The following is a 15,429-nucleotide window of genomic DNA, read 5'->3' on the forward strand; positions in this document are numbered from 1 at the left end:
TACGCGTGATGAGCGCTAATAGGAATTTTTCCGCCGGGGTGTCCCCTGAGGAAGTGAAGAGAATAAAGCAATATATCAAATTGCTGAAATCAAGGTTCGAATCTTATTTAACCCATAAGCAGCATTAGCAATAGCTTTCATGATTCTGTCCGATGTTGATGGGGCCATGGCCGTCCCTTGCCGGTTTCACACAATAGCTTCAGGCTTCTTAGGAACTGCCCCAGGTATAGTTGCATTCAGCGAACATCGGTGTATATTCTTTCCAACCATCGTGATGAAAAATTAATAGGGTCATGTTATCACTTTCCCTTTGCTGTTGTAGCTGATCTTTCGCTTCAGGATGGGATTTCAACAGGGTTTCTTTATCACCGGGTTGAAGCTCAAAAGAAATGGTAGTCCCTATCCACTCGTCGGCGCCTGAAATACAAATCCATTTCACCAGCCCGGAAGGTTTTAGTTCAGCGATTTTCATTTCTTTGAAGTATTCCGGGCCAAAAGCAAAACGTAAAACATTATTAAGCTTTGATTTTGCCTTTGTGTCGGGAGTCCACCATGCCGATAACCCTTCCTGGCTGGTGAGGGCACTATAAAGTTTTTCAGCCGGGACCCCAATTAGTAATTCGTGACGAATATTTGGCACTTTGTAATGTTTTAATTTGTGAAATGTTTGTAACAGACACAAAATTCTTGCCTGACATAAAACATCTAAACGTTTTGCAACAACTCCGGTGACTGAATAAAAAAGGATTAAAGCAACAACAGTTCGGGATCGCCTATCGGCTCGCCCGCCTGCTGTCAGCAGACGTTTTACTTCAATCAACTTTCATTACCAAAGTACCGGTCAGGTAGGGGTTATCAAATGTTACTTTCTCACCTGCCTTCTTATTAGGTATGGGGAATAATCTTACAGAGAGAGCTTTTGCCATATATTTTAAAGAAAGAGCTGCAACATCAGTCAGTACTCCTTCAATGACCGCTCTTGGCGTGTCCCCGGGTATGGGCACTACGTCCAGTCCGGTACCGGATACGGATGAATACAACAGTAATTCCTGCACTGTGTATCGTTGTTCTGCTGCTCTTTGAGCCAGGACTCTGTCTTCAACTACGGGAAGCATCAAACCGGAGTAACCGCACTTTTTTATATCGAGACTTTTTAAAACATCTGTGATTAAAGCACATGCTCCCAATGTAGAAGGACTGCCAAACGGTTGCTTCGTATATGTTTCAATCGCTTGCCCGATGCTGGCATCCAATCCCGGTGCCGGTGAAGCATCGATCCCGTCGTATTTCCATTTGGTATTACTCGAAATTTTTTCTGCTAGTTTTTCGACAGGTTTTAAATTCTCTTCAAGAACGGTTTTCACGGTTTGTTTGGCAGTAGAGAGATTTGAGTTATTAAATGCTTCGGTCAAAAGATTAGGAGTTTCAAGTCCGATACCAAAACTATTGACGCCTTCATGAAATGCTGCAGGGAAAAAAGGAATGTTAGCCGGGCAGTTAGCGAGGGCAGCGAACCGGAAATTAGCTTCTCCGTTGCTGACTTTCGAAAGAGACGTGATGATATTAGCAGCAGCTTTGATGGAGTTGTTATGGATGCCTTGCTGGTGCGAGGAAATAGAAATATTGAAACTGATTGCTTTCGTGTTTTTGCAAAGCAGTGTTGCCCAATCGCCGATATCATCCTGGTATTCTTGAGGAGAAAGAAGTTGTCCAATGGATAAAACTGAAATACCGTTTCTTGTTACAATATCATCAAGTGCTTTTAGAAACGGTAGTGCTTCAATCAGGCTATAACCGTTTAACCAGGAATATAAATTAGAAGTGGCAATGCGCAACGTTTGCACTTCATAACCTGCGTCCCTAAATTCTTTCTGTGCTTGTTTTAAAAAATTAGCTGCTCTGATTATAGTCAACGTGTCGGAAAGATTTTTCAGGGTCACTCCGGCAGTAATCGTTCTTATACGAAAATTAAAAGTTCTTTTCTGAGCATGTGCAGAACAAACTAAAAACAGCAAGAAGAGCAAAAGAATATTTCTCCTTCTCATGAACATGATTTTGAAAGTCCGCTAACGTTTCACGGCTTGCTGCCGGACGTCAAATTTAAAAACTCTTCCGGCCGGGCCGCACCATAAATTCATTTTTATTACCCGGCGGCCGATGCTGGCGGCAGGCAAAGGCAGGTAGTTATTTAAATTTTGTAATGGGTAGCAATTTTTAGAATTAGTAATTTATTCCAGCCAGCTTAGCTATCAATCCCACAATTTTTATAACAGCGTCGGGAGGACTTTTGGCAATAATTTCTTCCCGGTAATTATTCATCAGAACGCTCATATATAACATCGCTTTGAAATTCATTTGAAAGTTCCTGTTTCTGTCCGCTGTCAGTTTATCCAAAACTTTGCAAACATCTTCAAAATAGTTTTCCATTCGTAAGGCAGGCTGATGGGTATTGAAAACAGTCACCGATTTTTGGGTCGGATTTCTAAACGTATGTGTAACGCCTTTTGGAACGGTAAGTTTATCTCCCTGCTTTGCTATTAGCCATTTGTCTTGAACGAAGAACTCCATTTCGCCTTCCAGAACTTCATAGGTTTCAATAGCATGGGGGTGAATATGAACCAAAGGATCCTTCATGTTACAGCCGTGCAATAACTCCCAGTGTAGATCTAACGACTTTCACTGAGTATCAAAACCAGACTGCAAGACAGTAAACTTCATGCCAACTGGTGTCATATCTAGTACTTGACCTTTTGTAGCCATTGAATATATCTATTGTGATCTCGAACTTGATTGCTCGCGGCCAACGTCGGTTTGTGAAAAAACTATTGTTACAAACAAATATACACATCCTGTGAATAGACTAAAACCCGGCAATGATCCATGATAAAAGCAGGTGCAGTACAACTAATTTCAACATAGCTATCTTTTTTTAAAGAGCCCGTTAAACCATTGTCGTCCCGTGACTTTTTTTATTAATTTCCATCCAGGTAAATGACGACCTATGTGTACCTATAACGGCTGTAGGGTTAGCCGGGCGCAGTTTATCCGGCTGATGGCCATTGAAAAAGAACTTAAAAATCTCCGGTTGAACATACCTGCCCGAAATGGGTTTGATTACCGGGACTGGCCTGTTATTAAACCCTTATCTGGTGGCAAAGACGTTGAAATAAAGATGACGCATTGGGAATATATTCCTGATAGTGTGCCGGACGATTTTGATCTCAAAAGAGCAAGGGAAAATTCCACCTGGTTAAATACAAGATCTGAGTCTTTTTATCAGTTCTATTTTAATTACAATCTCATCTTCTCACGATTTTCCACCACAACATCTTTATATGCAGCTTTCAGTTGTTGAGGAAGAAAGGAAATATCGATCCACCTGTTTGCTTCACTCAATTTAGCGCCGAATTTTTTATAACTATTCTCAACAGCTCTTTCGGGTATGTTCAGGCTCCTGGCCAGGCTGTCAAAATCGCTTCTTTTCAATTTTCTTTTTTTGGCATTGAGCGTGAGTGCGATTTCCTCTTTATCATCGGGCATGGCGATTCTGGTACACAGCATATCATAACCCGGGGCCAATACGATTTCATTATCTTTTGTAGTGAGCAAAGAAAAATTTTTTAAATGCATATCAGCATTACCGGTTAAAAAACAAAACAGGGTTATTTCAAAAAATGTAATGGCATCCAATCCCGGTCTTGTCGAATATTTCCCGATACATTTTCCTACTTTCTCCAGCGAGCTCCTGTATTTATCAATGGTAAGTGTTTCTGTCAATTGACACATATCTTCTATTGCAAGCTTTTGCCCGTTGATCCTGTCAAATCGTTTAGTGATATAAGCCAACTCTCCGGAGCGCAATCGTATTAAACTATGAGCAGCGGTTGGTATATTAAACAATTCTGCCAGGTGCATAGTCAGGTCTTCATTCTCCGGCAAGTGAGGAAACTCTTCTGTAGGGGGCTTGAGAATAAAATCTCCCCACAATCCAACGATAGTAAATCTCGATTTCCTGGGATCGCCGGGTGTTTTTTCGAGTGTCAACGAAAGTTTGGGTTGCACCCCCGTTACGGCAACACTTTTAATAACAATTTCCTTCGCCAGTTCCTGCATCTGTTCATTGTCATATGCTAAAACAGGGACGGCCTCTGTACCAAAGATTTTTTTGCTGCACATCGGGTGGAAGTCTGTACCATCATCCGACAAAGGCTGATAACAATATAAACAACGTTGTTTCTCCATTATTCCTCTTCTTTACTTTCTATTGGCTCTATGCTTACAGCCCCAATACAATCTTTACAAGCTACTAAGAGAATCTCCATTCTGTCATTGGGATTTAGCTTCCAATTTTTTACCGTTATATCCAGCAACCACCCTTCGGGAATAAGCCCGTCAAAAAAAGGAATCATAGTATTACTCCGGTAAGACTCCAAGCGTAATGGTAAAGTAAGACTTACAGGGGTCGCATCTTTCAATTGCAAATATTCCTGATTATAGGCAAAACCATACCCATCATCGTCCTGCCAAACAATGCCGGCTTCTTTATCTTTAAATAATACTTTGCCCGAGCGTCGCATAAGATTAAATGTTTTCTACTTTTTCGATGTTCGCATGCTCAATGAGCTGCACAAGTTTTTCTTCTTTTGTTTTTTGATATTCTACAGCATTGTTATTGGAGACAAATTTCCAGGCCCTGATCTCGTTATTTTCATTGATCGAATCAATAATAAATCCGAACAATACCGTTTTATTTTTTAAAAAAATTTGCACGTTCCGGTTGAAATGATTCATCAATATTTGATAAGGGTCCGTAACCCTTCCGGTGCCGGGTACCATGTGATGACCGAATAAGGCTAAAACCTGGTTCACTTTGTCCATTCGCAAGGTCTCTTTTCCTTGTTCCAGTTCCCGGATAAAACGCAATCCGACGCCAGCTTTTTCCGCAAGTTCCTCTTGGGTCATGCGGAGTTTATTTCTATTGAACTTTACAAAATTGGAGATGTAATTATTGGAGTCCATTGCCATACTTATACCCTTTCGGGTATAAATATACAAAAAAAGTTGATTTTATACCCTTTCGGGTATAAAATTTAATACAACTTCAAACATTATACCCGATCGGGTGTATTTTTGAAAGCTTTTGACTAAGAAGCAGCCTGGAGATAAGCAACAAAATTAGCTTAGTTGTTTCATCCTGTGCAATGGCTGAATACTCATTATTTGTCAGGCCCAATTTAAATGATCATTCAGTGAACATTTAATCAGACAACCCTCCGGCGGCTTCCATAACAAGCATAGCACCGTAAACTCCGCTAAGCCATATTTCAGTCGACTTCGGCATCAATAATTTTGTCATTCTGAGTGAAGGATTGAATGCCTCCAGGACACCTTGCTCAGAGGCTTCGGCATCCCGAAAGCTTTCGGGAGCCTCGCTCTTCCGCAGGTCACCTTTCGGCCATCAGCGATCATTTTCAATTGCCACTCCCGGCAGACATTGCCCGGTCGCAGCGGTGAGCTTTGCCACCACCAGCTTCCCGGTCAATCACTGCCGACACCACCCACCCGGCCGCACAATCAATCTTTTCATTGATGAAACATTGTTTTGCGGCCGGCATCAAATTGAGGAGAAAAAACTATTCAATGTTCAACCCATTTTCTCCATGCAGCCAACAATTGGCTGCATACATCACCCTACAATTAATTACAGCCGGCGATAGCTCCTCCAATCGCAAAAACAAAAAAAACAAAACCCCGAACGCCCTCCGTTGATTTTTAAGATTTTTCAAATGGATAAGACTGGCTGTCCGCTATCGTTCTTGAATTGAAAAGGCAAAAGTTTATTCAATAGCTGACATCATTGGCAATTAATCAAAGGAAGAAAGTCTTATTCCCAATCAAAAGTGCGCAGCAAAGTTAACATGGGCACAAGCCCTGCGCTGCGCAGCATAAACACAAACCCGGCACACTTCTTTTCCATTTGGATACATCAGGCTCAGTTTCATGTCCACACTTCTATTGTGCCTTCGAAAGGCCATCATTTATACTGCCACCGGCAACCCCATGCTGGTTATCCGCTTTCTCTTTTTCTTTTTTCCCGGTTTCCGGTTTTTTCTTTCTCTCTTTTGGAATTAAAATCATTTGGCAACCGGGTTCATCTTTAAAATTTTTTATTATGATGTATCCGATGGTTCGTTGCTATCAGGTTGGCGCAATTGTTCCTCCGCATTCATTTTTCATCCTCTCCAAAGGTTGCAATGCAGGTAAGCCTGGCTTTACATCGTGGCCAAATTCATTTATTGCTACTTGCCCAAATGACAAGTCATACAAGTTCTTCTTTTGGTTGGCGTACGGCTTACATTAATCAGGTAAGTTTAAAGTGTATCACCGTGGTTCTGTGATTCCTTTTATGAACCTGGAAGATGTACGTCACATTATTCGTGAGTTTGCCCCTAATCTTCAGCCAAACTGGACCCGCTTTCAAAAAACCATTGTCTCCCTGGAAAAATGCAATCAGCTTAAATCAAATCTTGCCCGACAAATCCTCGCAACAGAAAAACTCCAACAGGCGTTGTTGCATCAATATTTTTCTGAAATAAAGAGCGTCCCATAAAAACGGACATTCTGTTTATTTATAAGCGTTATTAATGACAAATGATTGCCCGTTCATTCGCCACCTCGGTCAGTCATCACACACTGAGCAACACGACCCTGCTGCGGATGCCGGGATGAACCGATGGCAAATAACGGATATAGTCAAAGGCGGCGAGGTCCCGGATACATTTATGGTAGGTCGCCAGCCCCCGGATCTTTGCGGCAGTCATTACCTGCGATCGTGTAATAGGTACCGGGTTTTGTAAATGATTCAAATCATAAAGATGCAGTAACGCCGTGTACACACTGATATGCGTCGGGCCGATCCGGTGATCTTCACGGGCGACGAAAAAAAATCGTGTTAAGGATTGCAGTACTTCCATAAACATTAAACCGCTGAACTGTTGAGTAACTGTTCAATATCTTCGTACCGGTAAAAATGAGTACCACCCACTTTATTAGAACGCAGCTTGCCCGCGATCCGCAGTCGCTGGATGGTATTAGCGGAGACATTCAGTAGTTTCATCACTTCGGCATTTTTAAGCCACGGCTTAGCAATCGCAGGAGGCCTGGATTCCAGTAATTGCCGGAGATCATTTAAAAGTTCCAGCCTGAATTGTTGCAGGTCTTCTTTCGTCACCACTTCGACACCCATACAGCACAGTTTCTCATTGAAAAAAAAGAGGCTGTCAAAAGCAGCGCAAATAATCGTTGCGCTCTCTGCATTTTTTCACCTTTGCGTGAAAACCCCTTTTGACAGCCTGCCGGATCAAACCGATAATCCTTTCTTCCTTGAATTCTTATTAACAGGTTTTCCCGGCTCCTTACCCACCTGTTGCTTCACTTCTTTTTTTTTATCCTGGGCCTGTTCTTCTTTTTGCTCTGTCTTCATCTCCTTCCCCGGTGACTGTTGGACGGAGTGATACTGGCTCAGTTCCTCTTTTTGCAGGCGTTTCATCTGACCATCGTAAAGATTAATGGTTTTATACTGGGGGTTGGCCTCGATAAAAACCTTGGAACTGTTACCATCCTTTTCAACGGACACCGATTGAATATTTCCCTTTTGCAGCGATTGCAGCAAAGTCCTCTCTTTCTCAGGATCAGCTAATTCAGCAAGAGCGAATTTCCCAACAGCTGCTTTCAGGTCAAATCCGTAATTCTCATGAAATTGTTTTACAACATGATTGTTGTGTTTATCCTTATTGTGAAAATCAAGTTGCACCCATGCGGAATACGCCTGGCCTTCCTTCGTGTTCATCTCTTTGAACACCGCTCTTCCTTCGAGGAGATTGTAAGCTTCTTTCGCTGTGATGCCTTTACCCTTATTGAGATAAAACCTTTGATCGACCTTTTCTCCATTAGCTTTGGTCAGCGAAGCGTCATAGCTGTTGAAAAAATACATGTCCGAATTCTCCGGCTTCCGGAAATGCAGGCTCACCTCAAATGCTTTTTTATTAATGTCTATTTTATTTGACAAGGTGAATTCAGGCTTGCCCTGTTGCAACTGACCCGCTAAAACATCACCGAGGTTTTCACCAAACCCCATGTACTTGATATTGTCTTTCAAATACTGGAAATTCTGTTCGTTCATAACATTCATTTTAAAGTTGTTTATAATTTGTTGTTGTTCTATATGTTCAATCAGGGAATCCGTGAATGCATTTCCTTCATGATTATGCAATCCATTTGCATCAGGATTGCTGATTTCATTTTCAAGGCGACCCCCGTATGGCAGTTGCCTGTATACATCTGCGACAGATTGAATGTGGATGATTTGAAAACGATCTTGATCACTATAGTTAGATTCAGAAAATACTAAAGCGGCTTCTTTATCTTTAAAAAAACATACATCCCCTTTGTCCAAAAAATAGAGTGTGTTATTATAAGCCATCCAGGTCTCGCCTTTGGAAATTGCAAGAGCGATCAAATCCAATACTTCGTCTGCTATGACATGCTCATTATTCATATTTCCTGTTTCTGCAATTCAAAGACTTCTTGTTCTTCCAATATGCCTGTTCTTTACTTTTAAAGCCAGGTGCCGGCCTCCATTACGTTCCATGATTTCAATAACCAGGTATTTACCATCGGGGATCGTAAATTGAGGCACGGCGATAACAAGCGTTTCAGTGGTCCCGCCTTTTATGCCGGAACTATCTCCCAGGATATAGGAAGGCGGAATCTCGATCTCTTGTTTGGCGGTTCGTTTAGATAATTTTTGATCCCGTATATAAAACCGGAACTGGTCGATCCGGTAATCAATGTTTGAATCATTCTTAATTCGTAGCCGGCAAAACATGGTGCCGCCTTGTATGTAAAATCCTTCTAACAGGAGCGACATGCCGGCTGACTCGTCATGCACCGAATGAAAAGTCCTTGGTTGCAAAAGAACTTGCTGTGATAAGATTTTCAATTCGGGTGCAGGCAGGTCGGTGCCGGTGCCTAACGTTACATTCAGGTAAGGCGGCTGAGGGTTATAGCTAACCAGGAAAGAGTAAAGCCGGCCATCCCGGGTGATCACACTGAGACTGGTTTCTTCGAATGCCTGTGCGGCTGCTTTCACGCGAAGGATATTCTCCACGCCGGTGGCCTTCTCCACCAGTATAGCTTCACTGCCCCGGTCAATCGAATGGATGGAAGAAGGAAAAACAAGATGGGTCGTTTTTGTAAAAGCGACTTCCAGTTTATAAGGAATAATATAAGACGATGCAGAAAAAGAAGTGCAGGGTTGTCCAAATAAATGAAAGGATATTGTTCCTGTCAATAGCATCAATGTAATCATGCGGTACCAGTTCATAGAAGGATCGGTTTATAAAATGATAAATTAATATTCTTGTTTGTTGCCATCCTGTAAAAGCACTTGATACCCGGCCTTCAAGTTCACCTTCACAAGCTTTACTTTTTTGGACAATAGACTTTTTGCCGCCTGTAGGCCGGCCGCAGCCGCTTGGGTTCCCAGGGACGGATCGGGCGATAAGATATCGGGCTCCTGCAAACGCTGCTCCGCGGATTGTTTGGCAACATCCCTGGAAATAGATCCCGGGATATAAATACCGGGGAGCCCATCCATATCATACACCTCCAGTGATACCGGGAGAAGATTATTTCCGTACCGGATACCGGGAATATGAATAAGGAGTCGTTCGTTCTCTAATGAAGCAACACCAAAAACAAAACTTCCCGCCGGAATAAGATTCCCGTTAACATAAATATCCGTCAGTAGGCGAAGCTTGACAGTTGATCCGGCCGTAACCGTTTGAGCGGCATGAATAGCGGCAGCGACGGCGTTCACATTGTTTTCTCCTGTCAGGACTTGACTGCTTCCATAGAATGCGTTAGATGCGGCATTCATTTTTTGATCACTCGAACCTAACAAACTAACCGGCGTTTTCTTCGTGGCTTGATGCACAACGAACACCTGCTTTGTCTTTTCCAGCGATTGTTTTTTGATCCTATCCTTTATCCGTTCGGGATGCTGGATATCGATGATCTTATCCAGCATGTGACCAAGCTGCTTCATTTCCGAATCATCCGAGTCCCTCTCTTGCATGAGTTGCATCATGCTTTCCAGTCTGTCTATGTCGCTGCTCATCCGGGTATCACCAGCATGATTAACTTCCTTTGTCACCTTAGTGTCGCTGGATGGCGGCTCGTTGATGACCTGGTTCAGTTCAGCCAGTTTTTGCATCACTTTTTCCTCCGCAGGATCTTGATCATTACCATCCGGTGACATATGCAGGCGGTTATCGCCAACAATGGAAGGTTGATTGAATTTTTCAGCTGATTGTTGAGAAAGCTGTTCAATTGCTGTTAGCTGCTTTTGTTGCCTGTCACCCTGGTTGCGGTAATAAGGATCATTCCGCATCTGCTCAGCCAGTTTCAGCGAATCCTCTTCTGCCTGGTCATAAAAGCTCAATTTATTGAGCAGTGAATCGTCTTTCGGGTTAGCATTCGGTAACCGCAGGTTGAGTCCCGTTGACCTGGTTGGATGGGATGAATTATCTGGAGTCCTCCCGCCACCCATGGACCAAAATGCCATTGTAAGAAATGGAATGACCATCAATGGCAGGATCATCATCATCCTTCGTTTGCGCAGGAAGACCTGCGGGTGTTTCACGTTGTTCATACGCCTCATTTATTGAATTGTGATTGATAAATTTCTTCCAGCAGTTTCACGCTGTCCATTAGTCCGGGACGGGAAAACATAATGCTGTCGTAGATATATTTCCCGTTTTTATCGTTGTGCAAACTGTCCATATACCGGCGAAAAGCAGTTGCCTGTTCATAATCCTGTTTGTCCATATAAGGCAGCACGTTGGAAGATTCCGCACCGGTTTGATCATAATACGTTGGTACCTGGACAGGCTCAATATGGATGGCAGGTTTATTATCCTTGTGGAATACGGCATTGGCGATTAAATAAATGCTGGAGCCACCACCAAAAAGACAAAACAATAAAAGCAAAACTTTTAACCGGCAGGTAGGAATGCCCCTGACTATCTTATTCATGAAGACAGTAAATTTAGTTTGTGTCATGATTGCAAAACCTGCAATGCGGCCGCCGACCTTATCGTGCCAGGTTTTATGTGGTGCCGCTATAATTTTTTTCTTACAACCCATCATCGTGTCGCTGTTTGAATATCCTTGTTTTCGAGTGTCCGCCATTTTTCAATCAGGAAGCCGTGTGGATTATTATCTGATCTCGACACACTGCGTAAGTATCCTTCGGAAACAATAGTTCTGGTTACGATACTCGTTGGCCTGATTATTTGCTGGATGCCTGAATAGCGGAAATAATAAGGATAGCGGTTGATATCCACCGTAATACTATCCGGTACCACCGTTTGACTGATATTACCGGAAATGATCTGGGCATAGTAACTATTCTCTTTGAGATTATCATATTGTTGCTTGGCAGAGCCGTCAGCCAGGTACAATGCTTTGGTGATATTGGACTGAATGACTTTATCGTCCGGGTCGAGTGTAAAAAAATAATGATGAAACATCTTAACATGATCCCTTGCCTCAACCGGAACGTTGTCTTTGCGGTCAGCGGCAAAAGCTTCAAGCGCCTTACCATTGGCGAGGATAAAAATCTTCTGCTGCGATTGACTGACTGTCTTGTTGCTTGCATACATCGCATAGACGGCAAGACCCAGTGAGCCGGTAACGAGTAAAATCGAAAAACCTTTAATATGTCTGAATGCGGTATCAATATTTTTTGCTTGTTTAAAGATCATTGCCGGAAATTTTATCTTTCATATAATGATTTGGATTCTTGTTGTCGTTGAAATAAGCGCCTGATGCGCCATGGCCTGCCATGCTGTTAGTTATCTTGCTATAACCATCCCCCAATACATCTTTCGCCATACTGGCACTTCCCTGGACAACGGTCCGGCTGGATGTGCTCATCATAGTGGTTACTTTATAAAGTAATGTATTACCGCCGCCGGCATGGACGATATAATTCGCCACCGAGGGAACGGTGAAATACCCGATGATACCAATGATCATAAAAATGAGATATGCGGTATCTGTGGTACTGAAAAAGGTATCACCGTTCGTGGCAATCTGCTGCAGATCTGCCTGCAGCATGTTTTCCTGGATCTTTCCCATAATGCCACCAAAAATGTTAGCGACGGGTAACCAAAGAAAAATATTGATGTAACGTGCCAGCCAGACAGTAAGCGTATGCTGGAATCCGTCGAAGACGGCGAGGCCAAATACCAATGGCCCGAGAATGGCAAGAACGATCAGGTAAAACGTCCGTATGGTGTTGATGCAAAGTGCGGCCGCCTCAAAAAGCACCTTCAATACTTCGCTCATCCATTGCTTAACGGAATTACGAAAATTGTACGAAAATTTGGCGAAAGCAAACTTGATATCATTGCCAATGCTTTTTAAAAATCCTTCGCTTTTGTCGCCGTATTGATATTTATACCATTTGTCGCGGTCACCCGAACCATTTTCTCCCACATACATTTGCCAGTAGGCAGTTTTTTGAATCGCCTCCTCTTTCATCCTGAGTAACTGCGCAACGGCTGCATCAGAACCGGTGACCATGGCTCTTGTACCCGTTACCGCAGGCTTCATGACACCGTTGATCATCGCAATCACTGATGGAAAAATCAACACGGCGAAACCAATGACAAAAGGCCGGAAGAGCGGGTAAAAATCGATAGGCTCAGCATGGGCGATATGCCGCCAAACCCTGGAAGCGATATACCAGGTGGCCGCAAAGCCGGCAATGCCGCGGCCTACACCGATCAGTCGGCTGCAAAGTGGCATCATGTCATCATACAACTGTGCCAGGACTTCATGCAGGCTTCGTATTCTTCCCGCAAAATCGGTCTGGGCAAAACTCAAATGAGGAATCAATAAAATAGTTGTTGCCAGGATAGCAATTCTGACACACAATTTACCTCTCATCATATTTGTTTTTCTGTTTGACCCGGTGATCCGCCGTGGCGGATTCACACCCACAATTTTTGCTATTTGTTAACCCGCTAGTCCTTTATGCTGTACAGTCGCCTGGAAAGATTAATATCCTGCTTTTCTTTTCCACGTTGTAAGGACAGTACCGTTGTACTATTGTTGAAATCCCGCAGGAAGGAAAACTGCCCCACTATATCTTCATAAATCCTGTCAATCGCCTGGAACCGTTCATCGTCGCTCATGCTTAATTTGCCGGCCGTAATAATCATGGAAAGTTCATCGAGACTGTTGAGACCTTGTTTGAAAAGATTGTTGTACACTTTCCCTATGTATTCGATTTCGTCAATAGTAAAATTTTTATCTTGCTTAAATTGGTTGAAGGCGGCTTTGTATTCGTTGACAATTCGTCGCTGGTAGCGAATAATATCAGCTATCCTTTTATATTTTTTGACGCCCGGGCTCACGGCTAACAATGCATCCAGGAAACGTTGATGTAAACCAAAATTGCCCGCTGATATATCTCTAATGCTGGTATATCCCTTATATAGGATCTTATAGCCCTTGTACATATTATTCAGGATCTTTTTTAATTGAGCTAACTTTTCCCAGTTCAAAAGCAGTTGCTGCGCTTCCTGGGACTGTGCCGTTGCGTGCAAGCTTAACACCGGCACAATTAAGATGAGTAGCCACTTTTTCATTTCAGTCCGTTTAGTTTTTTGCTGGTTTCGATATCCATTCGTTCGCCGGTTCGTTGTATGGCAAGCACCGAACAATCACGGCTGAATGATTGACAGAACGAGTATTTATCCTGCATATTGACATACAGGTTATCGATCCGCTGTATCCGTTCAGCATCTTTCATCTCAAGTTCACCTGCTGCTAAGACAAGATATAATTCATCGATGCTCTTTAAGCAATCTTCCAACAGGTTATCAAAAACGGCCTTGCAATAACTTAACTCACTTGCTGTAAACTCGCCGCTTTCAGTAAGGTGCTTAATTGTAGTTTTTGCATGTTTAATAATCCCGAGCTGAATGGCGACAATGGCAGTAACCTTAGCTGAGTTCCCTATTGCAGGATTTACCCGCCGGAGCGAATGGATAAAATCCTGCTGTAGAGCAAAGTCTCCCTGCTGAATCCTTTGTATAGTATTCAAGCCATTCCGGGCAATGCTATACCCTTTTTCAATGTACCCGGTATAAACCTTGTTTGCCGCTATCTGTTGCAAAAGATATCGGATCTGTGTCTTCTTTTGTTGAGCCCATTCCGCTGTGGTTTGAGCGTTAATAAAACAGGACAGCCCGCACAGGATAAATAGCAAAGCTGGCTTTTTCATAACCCATAGAGTTTTTTAACAGTTTCAATTTCTCCCCTTTCAGCAGCCCGTTGAAGGCTGATCAGCTTGTTTTGATGATTGAATGCACGCAAATCAGAAAGAGTAACATTGAGATGATCAGAAACCTGGTTAATAACCTCCAGTCGTTTGGCGTCAGTCATTTGGATCGCAAAGGCATTTAGAATAAGCATTAGCTGATCAATATTCTTCACGCTTTCATCCATCATGCCATGATACACTTCCTGTATATGTTCCAACTCATCCGCCGTGAAGTTTTTGTCTTTCCTGAACAGCGCCCAGGCGGCTTTATATTCCTCCACCATGTCGAGTTGTTGTTGAATAATTTCCTTTATTCGATGATAGTTTGCTAGTGCGGCCTTAACTTTCCACAATTCATCGAAGTAATCGGCATACAGCTTTCGCTGCTTTTCTATCCAATCCGAGATTTCTGTCAGTTTTAATGCTGACATCTTGTTTTCTAAAACTTTTTGTGTATTCTGAAGCCAGATGGTTTTATTCTGTAATCGTTGAATTTTCAGGTCAACGGCTTTAATTACTTTCGTAACAGCCTGCTTAATGATTTCCAGAACGGGAACCTGGGCGTTTGATTGTTGCACTGGTAATACAATACTGCACAAGATCAGGCTCACAATAACCAGTAGTTTTTTCATGCTTGCATTATTTCAATTTTTGATATTGGGTCGGCCCTATAAATAATAATTCTTTTGCCGGATCGAAAGAAATGATATCGCCGGATGCTGTTTCTTGTAGAAATCTCCGGTCGGGATTATAGATACCTGACGTGAAGGCCTGTTTATATTCAGCAGGTTGCGCATGTCCGCCAAGTATGCGTTCATACATCCATTTACGGACGATCTTATATTGATTGGCCTGCCTGCTTTGCGGTGTAATAACCAACGTATCATGTTCCGTACCCATCTCGTGCTGAGAATAACGGGTATATGTCCCGGGAATGAAGGCTTTGATCTCATCAGTCGTTAGTCCATTACAGGCAATAAGGACGAGACAAAGCAAGAAGTAAAAAAATAACGTTTTCATATTTTACTGGT

At 42.7% G+C, this 15,429-nt stretch carries 20 protein-coding genes and 1 pseudogene; 2 read left to right on the forward strand and 19 right to left on the reverse strand.

Annotated elements, in window-relative coordinates; genetic code table 11:
* Window positions 1-208 precede the first annotated feature (208 nt).
* The 3 genes from ACFEL9_RS10265 to ACFEL9_RS10275 all read right to left on the reverse strand — a co-directional run bounded on the left by ACFEL9_RS10265 (window position 209) and on the right by ACFEL9_RS10275 (window position 2,634).
* Complete coding sequence (locus ACFEL9_RS10265; RefSeq protein WP_385889232.1) at window positions 209-640, reverse strand: SRPBCC family protein; 432 nt, start codon at window positions 638-640, stop codon at window positions 209-211.
* 172 nt (window positions 641-812) lie between these two features.
* Window positions 813-2,045 (reverse strand): DUF711 family protein, encoded by a 1,233-nt coding sequence (locus ACFEL9_RS10270; protein WP_385889235.1) that lies wholly within the window; start codon window positions 2,043-2,045, stop codon window positions 813-815.
* Between the two features lie 175 nt (window positions 2,046-2,220).
* On the reverse strand, window positions 2,221-2,634 hold the full coding sequence (locus tag ACFEL9_RS10275; protein WP_385889236.1) for a cupin domain-containing protein: 414 nt from the start codon (window positions 2,632-2,634) through the stop codon (window positions 2,221-2,223).
* Between the two features lie 367 nt (window positions 2,635-3,001).
* Here ACFEL9_RS10275 and ACFEL9_RS10280 point away from each other — a divergent pair, with 367 nt between their 5' ends.
* Window positions 3,002-3,355 carry a hypothetical protein gene (locus tag ACFEL9_RS10280; RefSeq protein WP_385889239.1) on the forward strand — a complete coding sequence of 118 codons (354 nt, stop codon included), beginning with the start codon at window positions 3,002-3,004 and terminating at the stop codon, window positions 3,353-3,355.
* On the opposite strand, the gene ACFEL9_RS10285 is transcribed toward ACFEL9_RS10280, so the two are convergent.
* From ACFEL9_RS10285 to ACFEL9_RS10300, 4 genes are all read right to left on the reverse strand, one after another.
* Complete coding sequence (locus tag ACFEL9_RS10285) at window positions 3,292-4,242, reverse strand: HipA domain-containing protein (protein ID WP_385889241.1); 951 nt, start codon at window positions 4,240-4,242, stop codon at window positions 3,292-3,294. The genes ACFEL9_RS10280 and ACFEL9_RS10285 overlap by 64 nt on opposite strands.
* Window positions 4,242-4,577 (reverse strand): HipA N-terminal domain-containing protein, encoded by a 336-nt coding sequence (locus ACFEL9_RS10290; protein WP_385889244.1) that lies wholly within the window; start codon window positions 4,575-4,577, stop codon window positions 4,242-4,244. Before ACFEL9_RS10290 ends, ACFEL9_RS10285 begins: the two co-directional genes overlap by 1 nt.
* Before the next feature lie 4 nt (window positions 4,578-4,581).
* Window positions 4,582-5,025, reverse strand: coding sequence for a helix-turn-helix transcriptional regulator (locus ACFEL9_RS10295; RefSeq protein WP_385889245.1), 444 nt, complete (start codon window positions 5,023-5,025; stop codon window positions 4,582-4,584).
* A gap of 987 nt (window positions 5,026-6,012) precedes the next feature.
* Entirely contained in the window at window positions 6,013-6,138 is a 126-nt protein-coding gene (locus tag ACFEL9_RS10300; RefSeq protein WP_385889248.1) for a hypothetical protein, read from the reverse strand.
* A gap of 46 nt (window positions 6,139-6,184) precedes the next feature.
* Between ACFEL9_RS10300 and ACFEL9_RS10305 the strand changes: the two are divergent.
* Window positions 6,185-6,610, forward strand: a pseudogene (locus ACFEL9_RS10305) (DUF6943 family protein).
* 76 nt (window positions 6,611-6,686) lie between these two features.
* Here ACFEL9_RS10305 and ACFEL9_RS10310 read toward each other — a convergent pair.
* From ACFEL9_RS10310 to ACFEL9_RS10365, 12 genes are all read right to left on the reverse strand, one after another.
* The gene (locus ACFEL9_RS10310) at window positions 6,687-6,974 is read right to left on the reverse strand and encodes a hypothetical protein (protein WP_385889250.1); all 288 of its coding nucleotides are present in this window, start codon (window positions 6,972-6,974) and stop codon (window positions 6,687-6,689) included.
* Between the two features lie 5 nt (window positions 6,975-6,979).
* Complete coding sequence (locus tag ACFEL9_RS10315) at window positions 6,980-7,246, reverse strand: helix-turn-helix domain-containing protein (RefSeq protein WP_385889252.1); 267 nt, start codon at window positions 7,244-7,246, stop codon at window positions 6,980-6,982.
* 114 nt (window positions 7,247-7,360) lie between these two features.
* Entirely contained in the window at window positions 7,361-8,557 is a 1,197-nt protein-coding gene (locus ACFEL9_RS10320) for a hypothetical protein (RefSeq protein WP_385889254.1), read from the reverse strand.
* Window positions 8,558-8,575: 18 nt separating this feature from the next.
* On the reverse strand, window positions 8,576-9,385 hold the full coding sequence (gene traN, locus ACFEL9_RS10325) for a conjugative transposon protein TraN (RefSeq protein WP_385889256.1): 810 nt from the start codon (window positions 9,383-9,385) through the stop codon (window positions 8,576-8,578).
* A 27-nt stretch (window positions 9,386-9,412) separates the two neighbouring features.
* A complete protein-coding gene (gene traM / locus ACFEL9_RS10330; RefSeq protein WP_385889259.1) occupies window positions 9,413-10,714 on the reverse strand; it encodes a conjugative transposon protein TraM in 1,302 nt (433 codons plus the stop codon).
* Between the two features lie 5 nt (window positions 10,715-10,719).
* A complete protein-coding gene (locus tag ACFEL9_RS10335; RefSeq protein WP_385890069.1) occupies window positions 10,720-11,253 on the reverse strand; it encodes a hypothetical protein in 534 nt (177 codons plus the stop codon).
* Window positions 11,208-11,828: a conjugative transposon protein TraK gene (gene traK, locus ACFEL9_RS10340; protein ID WP_385889262.1), complete on the reverse strand. Its 621-nt coding sequence runs from the start codon at window positions 11,826-11,828 to the stop codon at window positions 11,208-11,210. Before traK ends, ACFEL9_RS10335 begins: the two co-directional genes overlap by 46 nt.
* Window positions 11,818-13,017, reverse strand: coding sequence for a conjugative transposon protein TraJ (gene traJ, locus ACFEL9_RS10345; RefSeq protein ID WP_385889264.1), 1,200 nt, complete (start codon window positions 13,015-13,017; stop codon window positions 11,818-11,820). The genes traK and traJ overlap by 11 nt, the downstream gene beginning before the upstream one ends.
* Before the next feature lie 77 nt (window positions 13,018-13,094).
* On the reverse strand, window positions 13,095-13,721 hold the full coding sequence (locus ACFEL9_RS10350; RefSeq protein ID WP_385889267.1) for a TerB family tellurite resistance protein: 627 nt from the start codon (window positions 13,719-13,721) through the stop codon (window positions 13,095-13,097).
* Entirely contained in the window at window positions 13,718-14,359 is a 642-nt protein-coding gene (locus tag ACFEL9_RS10355; protein ID WP_385889270.1) for a hypothetical protein, read from the reverse strand. The genes ACFEL9_RS10350 and ACFEL9_RS10355 overlap by 4 nt, the downstream gene beginning before the upstream one ends.
* The gene (locus ACFEL9_RS10360) at window positions 14,356-15,030 is read right to left on the reverse strand and encodes a conjugal transfer protein TraI (protein WP_385889272.1); all 675 of its coding nucleotides are present in this window, start codon (window positions 15,028-15,030) and stop codon (window positions 14,356-14,358) included. The genes ACFEL9_RS10355 and ACFEL9_RS10360 overlap by 4 nt, the downstream gene beginning before the upstream one ends.
* A 7-nt stretch (window positions 15,031-15,037) precedes the next feature.
* On the reverse strand, window positions 15,038-15,418 hold the full coding sequence (locus ACFEL9_RS10365) for a hypothetical protein (protein WP_385889275.1): 381 nt from the start codon (window positions 15,416-15,418) through the stop codon (window positions 15,038-15,040).
* Window positions 15,419-15,429 lie beyond the last annotated feature (11 nt).

The sequence above is a fragment of the Terrimonas alba genome, assembly GCF_042434975.1.
GTDB classification, from domain to species: domain Bacteria; phylum Bacteroidota; class Bacteroidia; order Chitinophagales; family Chitinophagaceae; genus Terrimonas_B; species Terrimonas_B alba.